General features: G+C 34.1%; 15 protein-coding genes. 8 read left to right on the plus strand and 7 right to left on the minus strand.

Annotated features, from left to right (window positions below; translation table 11 throughout):
* Positions 1 to 394: 394 nt before the first annotated feature.
* Positions 395 to 967 (minus strand): hypothetical protein, encoded by a 573-nt coding sequence (locus HCO57_RS08510; RefSeq protein ID WP_167988697.1) that lies wholly within the window; start codon positions 965 to 967, stop codon positions 395 to 397.
* 202 nt (positions 968 to 1169) lie between these two features.
* Here HCO57_RS08510 and HCO57_RS08515 point away from each other — a divergent pair, with 202 nt between their 5' ends.
* From HCO57_RS08515 to HCO57_RS08535, 5 genes are all read left to right on the plus strand, one after another.
* A complete protein-coding gene (locus HCO57_RS08515) occupies positions 1170 to 1775 on the plus strand; it encodes a hypothetical protein (RefSeq protein ID WP_167988698.1) in 606 nt (201 codons plus the stop codon).
* 495 nt (positions 1776 to 2270) lie between these two features.
* Complete coding sequence (locus HCO57_RS08520) at positions 2271 to 2777, plus strand: hypothetical protein (protein WP_167988699.1); 507 nt, start codon at positions 2271 to 2273, stop codon at positions 2775 to 2777.
* Positions 2778 to 3257: 480 nt separating this feature from the next.
* Positions 3258 to 3815, plus strand: coding sequence for a hypothetical protein (locus HCO57_RS08525; protein WP_167988700.1), 558 nt, complete (start codon positions 3258 to 3260; stop codon positions 3813 to 3815).
* A gap of 348 nt (positions 3816 to 4163) precedes the next feature.
* Complete coding sequence (locus HCO57_RS08530) at positions 4164 to 4847, plus strand: hypothetical protein (protein ID WP_167988701.1); 684 nt, start codon at positions 4164 to 4166, stop codon at positions 4845 to 4847.
* Positions 4848 to 5336: 489 nt separating this feature from the next.
* On the plus strand, positions 5337 to 5885 hold the full coding sequence (locus tag HCO57_RS08535; RefSeq protein ID WP_167988702.1) for a hypothetical protein: 549 nt from the start codon (positions 5337 to 5339) through the stop codon (positions 5883 to 5885).
* Here the strand turns inward: HCO57_RS08535 and HCO57_RS08540 are convergent.
* Complete coding sequence (locus tag HCO57_RS08540; protein ID WP_136951382.1) at positions 5882 to 6259, minus strand: hypothetical protein; 378 nt, start codon at positions 6257 to 6259, stop codon at positions 5882 to 5884. The genes HCO57_RS08535 and HCO57_RS08540 overlap by 4 nt on opposite strands.
* A 739-nt stretch (positions 6260 to 6998) precedes the next feature.
* Positions 6999 to 8108: a DNA topoisomerase IB gene (locus HCO57_RS08545; protein ID WP_167988703.1), complete on the minus strand. Its 1110-nt coding sequence runs from the start codon at positions 8106 to 8108 to the stop codon at positions 6999 to 7001.
* Positions 8109 to 8342: 234 nt separating this feature from the next.
* On the opposite strand from HCO57_RS08545, the gene HCO57_RS08550 reads away from it, so the two are divergent.
* The 3 genes from HCO57_RS08550 (at position 8343) to HCO57_RS08560 (ending at position 10549) form a co-directional block, all read left to right on the plus strand.
* The gene (locus HCO57_RS08550) at positions 8343 to 8843 is read left to right on the plus strand and encodes an arsenate reductase family protein (RefSeq protein WP_209066110.1); all 501 of its coding nucleotides are present in this window, start codon (positions 8343 to 8345) and stop codon (positions 8841 to 8843) included.
* A gap of 9 nt (positions 8844 to 8852) precedes the next feature.
* On the plus strand, positions 8853 to 9293 hold the full coding sequence (locus HCO57_RS08555; protein ID WP_167988705.1) for a hemerythrin domain-containing protein: 441 nt from the start codon (positions 8853 to 8855) through the stop codon (positions 9291 to 9293).
* Positions 9294 to 9637: 344 nt separating this feature from the next.
* Complete coding sequence (locus HCO57_RS08560) at positions 9638 to 10549, plus strand: sensor histidine kinase (RefSeq protein WP_167988706.1); 912 nt, start codon at positions 9638 to 9640, stop codon at positions 10547 to 10549.
* 4 nt (positions 10550 to 10553) lie between these two features.
* Here the strand turns inward: HCO57_RS08560 and HCO57_RS08565 are convergent, their stop codons facing one another.
* Genes HCO57_RS08565 through HCO57_RS08580 form a run of 4 tightly spaced genes read right to left on the minus strand, consistent with a single transcriptional unit; the run spans position 10554 to position 16482 of the window.
* Entirely contained in the window at positions 10554 to 10736 is a 183-nt protein-coding gene (locus HCO57_RS08565; RefSeq protein ID WP_136951387.1) for a CPXCG motif-containing cysteine-rich protein, read from the minus strand.
* A gap of 1 nt (position 10737) precedes the next feature.
* Complete coding sequence (locus tag HCO57_RS08570; RefSeq protein WP_245167572.1) at positions 10738 to 12159, minus strand: TolC family protein; 1422 nt, start codon at positions 12157 to 12159, stop codon at positions 10738 to 10740.
* Positions 12152 to 15352, minus strand: coding sequence for an efflux RND transporter permease subunit (locus tag HCO57_RS08575; protein WP_167988707.1), 3201 nt, complete (start codon positions 15350 to 15352; stop codon positions 12152 to 12154). The genes HCO57_RS08570 and HCO57_RS08575 overlap by 8 nt, the downstream gene beginning before the upstream one ends.
* Positions 15352 to 16482 carry an efflux RND transporter periplasmic adaptor subunit gene (locus HCO57_RS08580; protein WP_167988708.1) on the minus strand — a complete coding sequence of 377 codons (1131 nt, stop codon included), beginning with the start codon at positions 16480 to 16482 and terminating at the stop codon, positions 15352 to 15354. Before HCO57_RS08580 ends, HCO57_RS08575 begins: the two co-directional genes overlap by 1 nt.
* Positions 16483 to 16593 lie beyond the last annotated feature (111 nt).

Genomic DNA, 16593 nt, shown 5'->3' on the forward strand with positions numbered 1-16593 from the left:
TACCTCATTAACTTTACCACCGAAAGTTGTTTCTGGTCCTTTTGCAAAGCTTGCAACTGTTGCAAACATGATTGCTACTACTGTTAAGTTTCTTAAGATTGCTTTCATAACTCAATCGTTTAAAATGTTAGTAAAAACTTACACTGCAAACATACGCCCGTTGTCCTATGCCATTCTACACCAATTTTTGCCAATATCTATGCTATATTACCCTGCACTCAATGTTAATTTAATGTAAACGGTAATTTTACACAGTTTTTTGGTAATTTAGGATAGAAAAGGTGGTTTTCCCCTGCTTTAAAGGTCAAGAAGAATATTTGGAAGAAAATAGCAGCGTATTAAAAAACCGATGTTATTACTTGCCTATTTGGTTGACAAAGAGAAGAAAGGTGTACTAAAGACTGTCATTAAGGATACGGTTTTTATACAAATCCATAGCACGATTATAATTGATTGCTCCTTTTTCGGTTAAATCGTACATGAAACCATCTAGCTCCGGATGCTCTTTAGCAATCCAAATTAACAAAGCTTGTTTTTGAGCTTCCCAAGCGTCCCAATCTGTACCAATAAATTCAATGTATTCAGATCTAGCAATTTTTCCATTTTTAAAAGAAAACTTATGCTTAAACACTAAAGGATTATTTTTTAGAAATTGAAATTTATCACTAGATACCGATACTGTTGCTACCACTTCGTTTTGCATTGTTTTTATCTCTTTAATATGGTAGGCTGGTTTAAAAACTGAATCCCACTTAAATAATTCATGATAGGTTTCCGGGGTGTACCTTGTAGTAAAATCTCCTTCTACCGATATAAACTCGTCCGCCATTACTTGTTTAACTAAACCATAATCACCTTTAAGAAAACCATCATAGTAAGCTTTAACCATTGCTTTGTTATCGGCATTCTTGTTTGAACAAGCGATACATAAAATAGCCACAATAACAATAGATAATTTTTTGGTCATATCTAAAAAGGTTAGTTTAAAAAATTGAACATTCTAGCTAAGAAATATATGGCCTTTAGCTGAAATCTCAGCTGTATTCCTTTATTTTTTCTGATACGCTTTTTATTTAAGGAGCAGATGACCATCGTAATCTTAACAGATGGAAAATATAGTATTATTACAACAATTTGTTATTTTTAGCACCTAACCAATTGACTATAGTATGTTCAAGTGCCCCCAATGGCTTTTTGCTACACTATTAGTATTTACCTTCTTTTCTTTTGTAAGAGCACAAGAATCTAGACAAGAATGGATAAATAACTACGAATTTTCTTTAGCTGATTTTAAAGCAGCTACTACTAAAGTAGACCAAGAAGTAAGTAATCTTTACCTGCAAACAGGTATTACTATTGAGCTTGGTTTTCAAATGACGAACATAGAATTTATGTTTACGAAAAACTTTAATGACAAAGTAATTTGCATTCTAGATAAGAACACGGCGGTTCTTAAAGCTCAAAATAAAGCGCAACTTACCTGGCTTCTACGTCTAGCATCTTATGATTTTGATTTGTCCGAGTTGTATGCACGGAAAATACGTAAAGAATTGTTTGAAAATAAAAAAGCGTTTTCCAACGCTAATTTTTTTCAACCTTATTATAGTAAAATGATTGCTGAACGCAATACGATTAGCGCTCAGCTTTACGATGCCTCGAATTTTGGAGCAAAAGAAGAGCTTTTACAAAAAGCGCATCAAAAAGTTAGAGAAGAATTAAAAGAATACTCGGATTATTGCAAGGAATGCAAACCTAAAAAACGTAAAAAGAAATAATCTTTTAATTTTTACTGATTGATTTTATCCACTACCACAAAAGATTTTGTAAAAGCTTTGGCGATATTTTTGTTGCCGTTTTTATCTTATTTACATCTCTTCTTTGATGATACTCCATTATCAGAATCGTTTTTAAGTTTTTTGGATTCAGGTAATACTCACAAATTCATTGTGAGCGAATGGATATACTACTTTCTTGTCAAGCTACAAATTCTATTATTGATACTTATTTGGAGGAGTGCTTTAAATTTAAAATTTAGAATTGGTCAAAATATAATGGTCTTTTGGCTTTTACAACAATTTTGTACACTGTTCCTGTTAGACTTTCGTAGTAATTTAAATCTGATTAAATTACTTTCCTTCACATCTTTCTCAATATATTTTATTTACAAGTTAAGAAGTTATCAAAAGTCAAATATAGATTTACACAAGAAAATCTTATTATACAATACCTTACTTTTCTGCATTCCATTATTTGCAGAACTATCTATTCTGGTGCCAGAAGGTAAAACAAGTATTGATATTTTATACCAAACAATAGATTCTTATGGTTTTAAAGACCTATATCAATTCTCATTCGTAATTCTTGATAAATTAGCAATTTTATTAACCTATCTATTTTGGTTCTTGACTGAAAAAAAATGGTGGCGTTACGCTATTCTTTCTCCTATATTGCTTTTAGCAAACCAATCATTTAATATACTATTTACAGAGACAAATGCTGTCGACGAAATAGAACTCTACCAATCTAGTCCGTTTTTGTTGACCCTTTTAATTGCTTTATTGTTATTAGCACAAGCTGCAGACCACCAAGAACGGATAAAAGCATTTTTACGATTGCAGTACCAACATATAGAACATGCCGTAGAGCAGCGTTTTGGCAGGCAACAACAAAATATTGAAGCGAAAAAGCAACGCTTGGCTACTAAAAAAGACCTGAGCAAAGAAGAATTAGCAGCCTTGAAAAAAGAACTAGAACAAGAACTTAAAAAGCTTACGTAATACCTAACAAAACCTATTAGGTATTAGACAAACATAGTTTTCTATTTTTACCCAATGTTTAAAAACCCTGTAATAAAAGATGGTATAAAGGCTCTAGCGATATTTTTGTTGCCGTTTTTGTTGTATTTAAATTCTTATGCTCCTGAAAATTTAAACCATGAATTTTGGAAATACTATCGAAAAGAAATTTTTGACACGACATTTATTGGTTTGATATACATGGAATTAACCTATTTGTATTTAATATGCCTATTCCTAATTTGGTTTAAAAATGCAAAAGACAAACACTTATATGGGGTTTATTTTATAGTTATTTCCCTGCTAGCAATTTTTATTACTTATCCACTTCCAATATTTGATGGCTTTATAAAACTATCTTGTCTACTTTTCCATCTTTGTAGCCTAGCCTATCTATACTTAAATAAGGACTACTATTATAGAATCAGAAAAAACAATCAACTAAATCCTGTAAACCTTTTATTGATTGCCATTGGATTGCTTTACATATGCTCTAGTTTAAATATTATTCCATATGCCTCTAAAGAATTAAACCTAGGTTTTGTAACAATTGGCTCATATGGGTTTTTTGATTTTAACACCTTCCATTTAGTTGTTATTATTAAAATTTATGGCTTTGTAGCTTTTTTAATTTGGTTCTTAACTGAAAAAAAATGGTGGCGCTACGCCATTCTTTCTCCTATTCTTCTGCTTATAAACCAATTCCACAATTGTATAATCTCTACAGATGGTCAAGATATAATAGACGAGTTTGAACTCTACCAATCTGGTCCGTTTTTGTTGACCCTTTTAATTGCTTTATTGTTATTAGCTCAAGCTGCAGACCACCAAGAACGGATAAAAGCATTTTTACGGCTGCAGTACCAACACATAGAACATGCCGTAGAGCAACGTTTTGGCAGGCAACAACAAAATATTGAAGAGAAAAAACGACGCTTGGCTACTAAAAAAGACCTGAGCCAAACAGAATTAGCAGCCTTGAAAAAAGAACTAGAACAAGAACTTAAAAAGCTTACGTAATACCTAACAAAACCTATTAGGTATTAGACAAACATAGTTTTCTATTTTTACCCAATGTTTAAAAACCCCGTAGTAAAAGATGGTATAAAGGCCCTAGCAATATTTTTGTTGCCGTTTTTATCTTATTTACACCTTTTCTTTGATGAAATTCCATTATCCGAATCGTTTTTAAGCTTCTTGGATGAAAGTAGTAATCACGAATTATCTTTGAACATTTGGATATATCTTCTGCTAATTACTTTGCAAAAAATATTCTTGCTTCTTATTTGGAGAAATACCACAAAATTCAGTTTTAGAATTGGTCAAAATATAATTATTTTTTGGTTACTTCAGCAGATGTGCACGCTAATGTTCCTAGACTTATTTAGCTATATACCCCTAGTTAAAGGACTATTGCTTACATTTTTATTAATATACTTAATCTATAATACACGTAGTAATCAAAAGAAAAATACACAAAAGAAAATCTTATTCTACAATACGTTACTTTTCTGTATTCCGTTAATTGCGGAACTATCTATTCTGATACCAAAAGGTACAACAAGTATTGATATTTTATACCTAACCATAGATTCATATGGTTTTATAGACATCCACCAATTCTCATTTGTAATTCTTAGAAAAATAGCAATAATATCAGCCTTTTTAATTTGGTTTTTTACTGAGAAACAATGGTGGCGCTATGCAATTTTGGCTCCAATACTAGTTACAGGAAATCAAATCATAAATGTATTTAATACTACCTCTGAATTTATGGACGAAATAGAACTCTACCAATCTGGTCCATTCTTACTCGCAATCTTGATTGTCTTACTGCTACTAGCACAAGCTGCAGACCATCAAGAACGGATAAAGGCATTTTTACGGTTGCAGTATCAACACATAGAACATGCCGTAGAGCAGCGTTTTGGCAGGCAACAACAAAATATTGAAGAGAAAAAACGACGCTTGGCTACTAAAAAAGACCTGAGCAAAGCAGAATTAGCAGCCTTGAAAAAAGAACTAGAACAAGAACTTAAAAAACTATCTTAATACCTAACAAAACCTGTTAGGTATTAGACAAACATAGTTTTCTATTTTTGTCCAATGTTTAAAAACCCCGTAGTAAAAGATGGTATAAAGGCTCTAGCGATATTTTTGTTGCCTTTTGTACTTTACATAAATATTTATTTACCACATGATTTAAACAATCAATTCTGGAAACTCTATCAGGAAAAATTTTTTAATACTAACTTTGAAAGTTTAGCATATGTAGAATTAACGTATTGGTACTTAACATTCCTATTCTTAATATGGTTAAAAAACGTAAAACGTAAACATTTCTATGGTGTCATATTCATTCTTACAGCATTAATAACCAATATAATAACTTTCCCTTTTCCAGACTATATTACAGAGATAAAACTCTATTGGCTATCATTTCCTCTTGTTCACCTAACTATACTTTATTTGAAGAAAGATTTTCTAAATACAATCGGTATAAATCATCAGGTTAACCCTATAAATATTATATTAATTACTATGGGAATCCTTTACATTTGTACTAGATTAGAAATTTTTCCATACTCCACCAAAGAATTAAACCTAGGTTTTACTATAATTGGCTCTTACGGATTTTATAATTTGAACATCTTCCATTTAGTTGTTATCATCAAAATTTATGGTTGTATTGCTTTTCTAATTTGGTTCCTAACTGAAAAAAAATGGTGGCGCTACGCTATCCTTTCTCCTATTCTTTTGCTGGTAAACCAATTTTATAATAGTATAAGTTATTACCACGAGGAAGATATAGTAGACGAGTTTGAACTTTACCAGTCTGGTCCGCTTTTGTTTATACTCTTAATTGCCTTGCTCCTATTAGGGCAGGCTGCAGACCACCAAGAACGGATTAAAGCTTTTCTAAAATTGCAGTACCAACACATAGAACATGCCGTAGAGCAACGTTTTGGTAAACGACAACAGCGTATTGAAGAGAAAAAACAACGCTTGGCTACTAAGAAAGACCTGAGTAAAGCAGAATTAGCTGCGCTTAAAAAAGAACTAGAAGAAGAACTTAAAAAGCTTACTTAATCCTTATCTTCTCGTTTGTCTAATTCCTTATTTACTTCTCGTAAAAGTTCTTGCAATTCTTTTTCTTGTCGCTCTCTAATTTTAGCGGCAATGATTCGCTCTATTTCTAGCTCCTTTTCTTTTGGAAGTTTGTTCGCAGATAAGAATTGTTTTTCCGGGTTAAGCATCTCACCCTCTCCCGTAATTAACCATATTAAATTTAACTGTGGATAGGTTTTAATAATGTTTTCTATAACATCACTACCTATAGATGCATGGTTCTTACGCATGCGTAAGGTATAGCCATTACTGGCTCCAATACTAATATCAAACTGGCGGGCACTCAAACCTGCATGTTCAATAAACTGCATCAATCTATCAATGGTCTTTATCACGCTACTTTTTCTAATTGTTTAAGCTAGACCCAAAGATACTATTTTCTACAGTGTATACTAGACCAAGTTGTGCAGTTAATCGAAAAACTAAAATTTTATTTTCTATCAAAATGCTATTATATAGATTTTTTTCTATATTTAAACCCGTGAAGCACTTTTAAAATATAAAAAGGACGTCATCACAAACTATCACTAAAACAAAAAGGTAAGCTTCCGCGCTTACCTTTTTTTATGCTTTAAGGTTGCAGCGTAAATACATTCTACAATCCTATATACCGTTATAAACTATGTATTATTAATAGAAGAAAAAGTACCATCCCAGGAGGGAAAACCTCTTTTGCCAACTTGTCTCCCCCAAGACCAATCGTACTCTAGATAGTAATCCCACCCTAAATGGTTTAAGTAGTTACAGAGTCTAATTGTAACTAACATAGTAACGGACCAAATTAAACTTTATGCTGTCTTGCGTACAAAAAACAAGAAATAATTACCGTTACCAATTTTTTCAATACTTTTAAAGAACCCCTACCGCGATTGTCAGTAGCAATCCCCCAATTGTCCTAACTTTTTTAGGTAGGGGTTTTCTTATTCAAAAGCGTGTTCAAAAATAACGCAACTTTTCCATATTTAGTCTAACACAGTCGTAGAAATTGTCAATTAATTCACAAAAAGATTAAACAAAAACTATTTATTATTATTTCTATTTCTAAACAGGTAAGAATATTCTTGGCTTATTTGGCTATTTTAACTTTTGTAGTATTTCTGGCTTATAGTTTTCTAACAATTGATGTAATGCTACTTCATTAGGTTGCAAGCTAGTATTATTGGTTTTGCTTCTTGAATTTGCTATTTTAAAATAGGGCGTTAATTCTTCAGATTTATGCAGTTCTTCTATAAGCGGATGTACATAATATTGTTGACATACCTTTCTGGTATTGTTTAATTCTTTTGCTGCAGCATCTAAGGCTAATAGCCATTGCTTATGCTTTTCTTTATCACTATTTACTGTTGGCATTGTGTTAAGTGTATCAAAAACTATTAGACTTGCTGCCCATGTTCTAAAATCCTTTGCCGTAAAATGGGCTCCACTACATTCTTGTAAATACTGGTTTACCAAACCACTATCTACTTTTTGCTTATTTCCGTTTTCATCAAAATATTGAAAAAGTTCCCATCCCGGTAATTCTTCACAACGATTTACCAAACGCGCCAACTTTTTATTTTTTATGGTAACCTTGTGCTCTTTTCCCTTTTTACCAATAAACTGAAACTTTATTTTATCATTGAATATAGATACATGCTTATTTCTTAAGGTAGAAAGACCATAGGTTTTATTTCGCTCTGCATAATAGCTATTTCCAATTCTTATATGAGACTCTTCTAACAAACGTACTATCAGTGCCAATACTTTTTCTTTTTGCCAACCCTTGGCCGTTAAATCTGCCTCTACTCTTTTCCTAATTTTGGGTAAAACTCCAGCAAATGGCAACATTCTATAGAATTTAGTTTGGTTTCTAATTGTAGTCCATTTAGGATGATAGCGATATTGTTTTCTGTTTTTTCCATCTCTACCCGTTGCCTGTAAATGTGCATTGGCTAAGGAAGCTATTTTTACTTTTTGCCAGGCTGGCGGTATGGCCAATGCATTTATTCGTTTTATTTCTTTTTCTTTTTGCAAGCGCTCTCCGGTGGCAAGGATATATGCATATTTTTCTTCGTCTTTTTTCCTTGATATGCACAACACGTCTGGCGTAGCGTAGACCAAATTAAAATACGCTAAATCTTCCTGTGGTGCTTCGTAAAACCGCTCTATTCCTTTGAGCACTTTTCTGATTTCCGTCTTCAGCATAGTTTAAAAAAATTAAAAAAGGTTGTCTACAGAGACAACCTTTTAATACCACCACTATAAGTATACCTAGCCGTAAACTTATATTGCAAAGATGATCTCACCAAAGTTTACAATTTAACTCATACCAAACTTTTAGTAACGCAATCCAATTGCCAACAGTTTTACCTATTTATTTCTTTATCAAAGTAATACAGTTCATATTTTATTTTAATGGAGTCCTTATAAGAATAAAAGGTGGTCATCTTTGTAAAGAATAACAATACTACAGTGATGCCACAAGATATGGGAGTTTTAGCCACAGATAAGAAGCAGTACATTTATATTTATTCTAATAAATCAGAATCGGGCAAACGCCTTTTAGCGTATGCTCAAAGTATAGATGGCCCAGTGAGGACCATAAATATAGATAATGAAAAAATTTCTGATACCGTTTGGACCGAAATTTTAGAGCTGCTAAACATGTCTGCCAAGGATTTATTTGGAGATTCTCATAATCTTTCTAAAGATATTAATGGCGATGAGCAGATGGATACGCATGATTGGCTTAAAGTGATACAGAACAACCCAGAAGTATTAGCTACTCCCATCATTATAAAAGGGGAACATGCAAAACTTGTAGCTAACCAGCACGACTTAAGTTCCTTTTTTGAAGCTGACGGTAGCAATTTTGATAAATCTCCGGAAGCAATAAAAAAAGCAAACCATAAAGACACTACTAAAAATGAACAATTTTAACAGAAGACTATGACCATTTTTGAAGCCATCCGTAACGACCACGATGTACAACGCAAATTACTAGATGTATTGGTAGACACTAGTGGGGATAGTAAAACTAGAAGAGATGCTTTCAATACGCTTAAGAGAGAATTGGAAATACATGCTGATGGTGAGGAACGACACTTCTACATTCCTTTAATGAAAATAGATAAAACGCAGGACCATGCTAGACATGGGGTTGCAGAACATCATGAAATAGATGAGTTAGTAGAGAAATTAGAAGAAACCGAATTTTCTAGCTCTGCTTGGCTAAAGTATGCTAAAGACCTTCAGGAGAAAGTTACCCATCACCTAGAAGACGAGGAACATAGCTTTTTTCAATTAGCGGGTAAAGTACTACCAGAGGTAGAAATTAAAGAATTAGCCACTACATACACAGATTATATAAGCAAACAACGTAGCGAATAAAGAATACTATTACACATACTTTGCACTTGATTGTTGGTTAGCAATTATCCCAGAGGGGTTCCATATAGGAACCCTTTCTTTTTTTATGTACCTTACTACTGGCATACAAAAACAGACCTTATTTTTTTGTAGGAAAAACGATAAAAAGTAAGACAAAACTCAAAAATTCCTACAAAACAAAAACCACCCATCGATAGCAAATTGGATTTTAACCCTTTTAGCTACCCATTAATCAAAAAAGTAGATAAATTCCTACAAAGCTAAAATATCTTTGTAGAAACTAAATTAAAAAATATTGTTTCGTAAATGATTAAATGATGTAGAATGTTTTAAGTCCCAAAATCATGAAATTACCTAAAATCACAAGACACCACCCAGCTTTTATAGTTATCGTTTCAACGATACTATCTGTGCTGTTCTACCTTCTAGGGCATAAACTAGTAGGATGGATTCACTTTTGGGAAGGGTTAATTTTGGCTTCTGTAATTCCACTATTAATTGCAATACCCATAGCTTTATTTACGTACAATACCCTTAAAAAATTAAAACAACAAAAAGTTAGATTGGAGCAATTAGACAACGTCAATAAAAAATTATTCGCGCTAATTTCTCATGACGTCCGTTCTCCTTTAATCAACTTAAAAGGCCTGTTAGATATTTTTTTAAATGAGGATGCAGACATTAAGGAATCTAAAGAATACTTGGGCCAAGTAGCAGATAAGCTAGACGGTGTTACTGTTTTTTTAGATGGCTTACTAGACTGGTCCAAAAGGCAAACCTTAGATAAACCCTTAGAAAAACAGGTGTTTTCTTGTGCTACAGCAATTAAACCAGTTTGCAAACTCTTAGAACCCTTGGCCGATGAAAAAAATATTAAAATACTTGCTAATATAAGCGCGCATGATATCTACGCAGATGAAAATAGTTACGCTTTTATCTTTAGAAATGTTTTACACAATGCCATAAAATTTACTCCAGAAAATGGTAAAATTTACCTGCGCACCTATCAAATGTACGGTAAGGTCTATACCGAAATTACGGATACTGGTGTAGGGATTTCTGAAAGAGAAATAGAAAAAATTATGGAAGGTGAAAATTGGTTCACCACCAAGGGTACTTCTAATGAAAAAGGTACGGGCTTTGGTATTAGAACATGCTTATTTTACTTAAAGAAAAATAAAGGCACTCTAAACATCAATAGTACTCCAGGGCAAGGCACCACTATGACTTTTGAGCTACCACAAGGCAGGGCGTAATTGTTTATTGCCCCAACTCCACTGCAACAAAGGAAATTATTTCGTTATTCTGAAAATTGGCTTGTATTTCTATCGGATTACAACACACTTCACAATCTTCCACATACGTTTGTTGGCTCACAGAAGTATCTAAAAGCATGGATATTTCTTCCCAACAGTATGGACATTGAAAAAAGTGTTCTAACATCTTAATAGCTTACATTTAACAACTGGCCTGTTAATTGCAACAATTGCAATTCTGCTAGTTTGGCATTGTACTTAGCTAAATTTTTACTGGTTTGAGCATTAAGCAGGTTAATTTGCGCTTGCCTTAATTCTACAGAGGTAATCTGTCCTAACTTATAACGCTCATTAGACCTATCAAAATTGTTAGTGGCAGTAAGCACATTCTGTTCTTGCAAACGGAACACTTTTAAACGGTTTTCATAATTACCCTTAGCATTCGCTATATCTCTTGTAACCTCCAATACCAGTTGTTGCTGTAATTGGTCTTGAGAATCTAGTAACAATCTAGCGTTTTTAACCTGGGTTATACCAGAACCACCATCAAATAAATTCCAGGTTAAATTAGCACCCAAACCAAAACTAAAAGTAGTATTATTGGTTCCAGGAAAAAAGGCAGAAGCCGCAGATTGATTTAGGTTCCACCCATAAGAACCCGTTAACCCAATAGTAGGTAAAAACACAGATTTTGCATTTTTCACCGTATAATCATTAATGGTCATATTGCTTTTGGCTTGTAACAAACGCACATTATTATTTGGCGCATCTCCCACAAAATTTTCTAATTCTATAGGCGACACAAAAACTGCTGTGGTATCTACATTGAACTGGCTTTCTATTTCTTGATTTAGGATGATGTTTAAATCGCGCTGCGTATTTTCTAACAGCTGTCTTTCCGTCATTAGGTTAATACTATCATTTACCAAATCTACTTGAGCATTAAGCACATCTAATTTATTTACTTGACCATACTCAAAACCATATTCTGCACGGGTAAGTCTGTTTTTTGTGTTAGCGAAAGTTTCTTCTAAAACACCTACATTCTCACTTATACGAGCAACTTCATAATACACAGAGAATAACTGTATAATGGTATTCTCTATAGTTTCTCTTGCTTGCAAACTAGAAAGATTGTACTCTTCTTGTAAGCGCTTATAATTGTAATAGCGCCCAAAACCATCAAACAGCGTATAATTTACATTCACAGAGGCATTATAACGTTGTGCTTCGGCTTTATTAATTTCTACATCTGGGCGTGCAATTGGGTTACCCGTACTTTCATCTACCAAAATAGCGCCCTCACCTTCTGTTAAAAATTGTCCTGGAAATTCTATAGTACTATCGTCCCTATTATAATTGGCTCCTGCTTGTCCCGTTACAGTGGGCAAGTAACCAGAATTTAATATTCCTTGATTATTGTCTGCAATGGCTACATTATTGTTGGCCACCTTAATTCCCAAATTGTTTTCTAAAGTCTGTTTTACAGCCTCTTCTTTACTTAAAAAAGCAGTCTGACTAATACCTAAGAATCCTGTAAATAATAAGATTAATGTAATTGACTTACTAATATGTATAGGCATAATGTTACTCTTCTTTAAATTATGCATCGTGATGTTCTTGTTGTTCTTTTATAGCCCGCTCTACCTCTTCCTTACTCACATCTTCTCCTGTTTTTAACCATTTAGCCCCTACTTTAATTTGGTTGCTAAAAGACAGAAAAATAGGTAACATTAGCAAAGTAAGTATTGTAGCAAAACCAATACCATAGGCAATAGAGATTGCCATAGGTTTTAGAAATTGTGCTTGTCTACTCTTTTCTAGTAGTAAAGGCGCTAAACCAGCTATGGTAGTAATAGAGGTTAAGAATATAGCTCTAAATCTAGATTTTCCTGCTTCATATAGAGCATCATCAAATTTCATCCCAGATTTTAAATTTCCGTTGAATTTACCAATGAGCACCAAACCATCATTCACCATAATACCTATCAGCGCTATAATACCTAACATAGACAACAAGTTCACTGGAAAATCATGAATATAATGTCCCCATGCTACCGCAGTTAAACTAAACGGAATTAATAATATAAGTAGCAATGGCTGACTGAAACTTCTGAACGTAAACGCAATAGTGATATAAATAAGAAATAGCACCACAGGCCCAACATAATTTAAACTGTCTGTAAGTTTGTTACGCTCTCTACTTTGACCTTCATAAGATGCAGAAACAGTTGGGTACTTGGATTGTATCTCTGACATAATATCTGTTTTAATCCATGACATGATATCTGGAGCACTTGTGGTCTTAGCATCCTTTAAATCAGCACCAACCTGTATTTCTCTTTGACCGTCTAAGTGATTTATTGCTACATCTCCACGAGCAATGGTATAACTTGCTATTTCTTTTAGAGGCACCCGAGAACCTGTTGGCGTTACAATGCGCATTTCATCTAGTTGATTTATAGATTCTCTATTAGTGCGGTCATAGCGTACCCAGACCCGTATTTCGTCTTGTCCCCGCTGAAAACGTTGTGCTTGTACTCCAAAAAACCCAGAGCGCACTTGATTCATCACCGTACGTAAATCTAACCCTAAGAGATAGGCATTTTCTTTTAACTGTAACTGTATTTCTTTTATTCCAGCAGGGTCGTTATCCTTGACATCTTTTAAAAGCGAATTTTCCTCTAAAGCCGTCTTAAGTTCTTTTTTAGCAGCTTTCAATTCGGTTATATTATTGCCCAATAACGAAACCGATATAGGGTCTCCTCCAAAATTACCACCAGAACCATAAATTAAACTTTCTACGCCTATCACTGGTCCCATTAACTCTCTCAAACGGCTAGTAACCATATCTGAAACAATAGCGTCTGGTCTTTCTTCTCCTGGCAATAAATTAATTTCTAATGAAGCTGTAGCTGTTCCAGGTCCCAGTTTTTTAATCATATTTTCAAACAATTCCTTACCAGAACCATCTAAATATTGGTCTGTTAATTCTTGATTTACAATATGAGCTTTCTCTTGAATTAGACTGATGATAGAGTCTGTTATCTTTTCATTGGTTCCATTAGGCATTTCTAATTGTACACTTACCCTATCACTAGCTACTCGCGGAAAAAAGGCTGTTTTTACAATTCCGCCACCAATAGAACCTATAGTGAGAAAAAGGGCCGTAATAAAAATAGCGAAGGTCAAAAAACGATGCTGTAAAGCAAAAGATAAAGCCGGCGCATATAATTTATCACGCATCCATGCCATAGACCTATCCCCATATTTGTTAACTTCTCTAAGCTTGGCAAACATTTTTCCCAAGGTAGTTTTGGGTTGTGAAGTTTGTTTGGTTAAGGCCTTGGAATGTGCTAAGTGAGCGGGTAAAATAATTAACGCTTCTACCAAAGAAACTACTAGAGTCAAAATCACAATCACAGATACCTCTCCAAAGAATTCACCAATTCTACCTTCTAAAAACAAGAAAATAGAAAACGCCAAAATAGTGGTTATGATAGCAGAAACAATAGGGGGTATTACTTCTAAAGTACCATCTAAAGCTGCTTTAACAGGGCTTTTACCATCTTCATAATGCTGGTAAATGTTCTCTGCTATTACAATACCATCATCTACTAGAATACCAATAACAATAATCATCCCAAATAAAGACAAGACGTTAATGGTTACATCTAGCATAGGAGCGAATATGAACATTCCTAAAAAGGCCACTGGCAAACCAAAAGCCACCCAGAAGGCTAAGCGTGTGTTTAAGAAAAGAGATAAAAATACCAGCACTAACAACATACCCACAATAGCATTTTCTGTTAGCAATTGTGTACGTTGGTTCAGTGTTTTAGACAAATCGCTCACCACACTTAATTGTACGTTATTGTATTTTTGATTGTACTCTTCTATGTAGGCCTTTACTTTGTCTGCAGAACCAATTAAATCTTCTGTATTGGTACTAGTTATGGTAACAGAAACACTAAGATTACCATTAAAATAAGAGGCATTTGGGGTTTCTGAAAACCTATCTCTTATAGTCGCAACATCTTTTAAACGAACCGTTCTACCACTAGCATCTGCCCTAACAATTATATTGCTCAATTCATCACCATAATACGACCTATTATTAGCTCTAATTAAGTATTCTTCTGCATCTGTTTTAATATTACCCCCTGTAACTAAAATATTGGCATTAGAAACTGCTGCTGCTACTTCTGAAAAGGAGACGTTGTAAGCCAGCAAATTATCTTCATTAACCGCAATTTCTATCTCTTCATCTGGGTAACCACCAATGCTAATTTGACTAATACCCTCCATGGCCCGTAAATCATTTTCTACTTGACGGCCAATTTGTTTTAAAACGGCAAGAGAAACATGCTCCCCGCTAATTGCAAAGCTAATCGTCTGCCTTATGGCTTCTTGTTTGGCAACAATTAGAGGCTCCATACCTGTGGGGAAGGTTGGTACCCTATCCACCGCATTTTTAACCTCCAGAAGCATAAAATCAATATCATACCCCTTTTCTATCTCTACATTAATGGTACCCGAATTTTCTCTAGACGTAGAAGTGACTCTATCCACTCCTTGTAATCCTTTTAAATTATCTTCTATTTTAAGTACGACCCCTTCTTCAATTTCTTGCGGAGAAGCACCAGGATAAACTATGGTAATGAGTACATTTTTGGAATCTGTTAAAGGAAAGAAGGATGATTTTAAAGAAAGCATCCCCACAATACCAAAGATGAAGAAGGATATGATTACCACGTTAACAGCTACGTGGTATTTAATGAAGTATTCTATTATCTTCTTCATTATTCTGTACTTTCTGCTTTATCCTTAAACACCTTAACCAACATACCCGCGTACGCACCCGTTACTGGCTTAGATACAATTGTAGTCCCTTCTGGCACATCTTTTAGTACAACTTTCTTTTCTGAAAAATATACGGGCTTTACGTCTATTACATCTAAAATAGAGTCCTTAACCACAAAAATCTGATTGCTTTCCGTTAAAAGCGAACGGTCTACCTCTATGGCATTTTCAACTTCATTAGCGTCTAACTGAGCCTCTAAATACTGTCCTTCTTTTAATTGATTCCCTTCTACTTCTATAAAGGCAGTAATGGTTTGCGATGTTTGGTCTACCCTACCATTTACCCGTACCACTTTACCTGAAAACTTTTTAGTTTTTTCTAAATTTTGAAGTTGTACTGTTTTACCTACTGATAAAAAATCTGCAAAGGTTTTACTCACTGCCACCTCTAACTCGTATACACCCGTTTTTATATACTCACCTAACTTTTGGCCAGACCGTACCAAAGAGCCTTCTGTAACCAAGGCTTCTGTTAAGATACCAGAAAATGGTGCGGACAACGAATACTTAGAAAGCCGCTGTTCTAAATTTTTAACATTGTAATAACTACTAAAAATGCCTCTACCCGTAATAAAAAATTTCTCTTTGTTAGAAGTTACCTCTGGTAACTCCGGGGTAGTTTTGTTCAAATCAAAATTTACCAAATACGCCTGCCATTTATCAAAATGTTCTGGATAATCTAATTGCAAATCTGGCATTATTGCGGTAAGTTGATTGTAAAAATTACTTTTAGCAGCTTGCACACTAGCGTAATATTCAGAGGCATCTATACGAATTAATGTTTGCCCAGCCTGATATTCTTGACCTGCTTTAAATGGCTTAGCTCCTTTTTTAAAAACGCCTTGTACCTCTGCATATAGTTCTACGCGGTCCTTAGCTACCAAATTACCGTTGGCAGGAACCACAATAGGTATCGTCTTATTCTTAATTTCTTCTGCAAAAACGGTTTTTACAACCTTTTGGGGAGTTGGTTTTCTATCCTTTTTACTATTGATAATTGCTTTGGCTCCAAAAAAAGCCGCAATAATTAGCAATACCCCCAGGATAACGGAGATGGTTTTTCTTTGCATTAGTTTGGTATTTGTTAAAATACAAACTTATCGCAAGCTACGGCTGTTCTGGGTTAAATATTTCATAAAAAGAAAAATAGACACAAAAAAAGGGGGCACACCTCTGCACCC

The sequence above is a fragment of the Croceivirga sp. JEA036 genome (genome assembly GCF_011882165.1).
Taxonomy (GTDB): Bacteria; Bacteroidota; Bacteroidia; order Flavobacteriales; family Flavobacteriaceae; genus Croceivirga.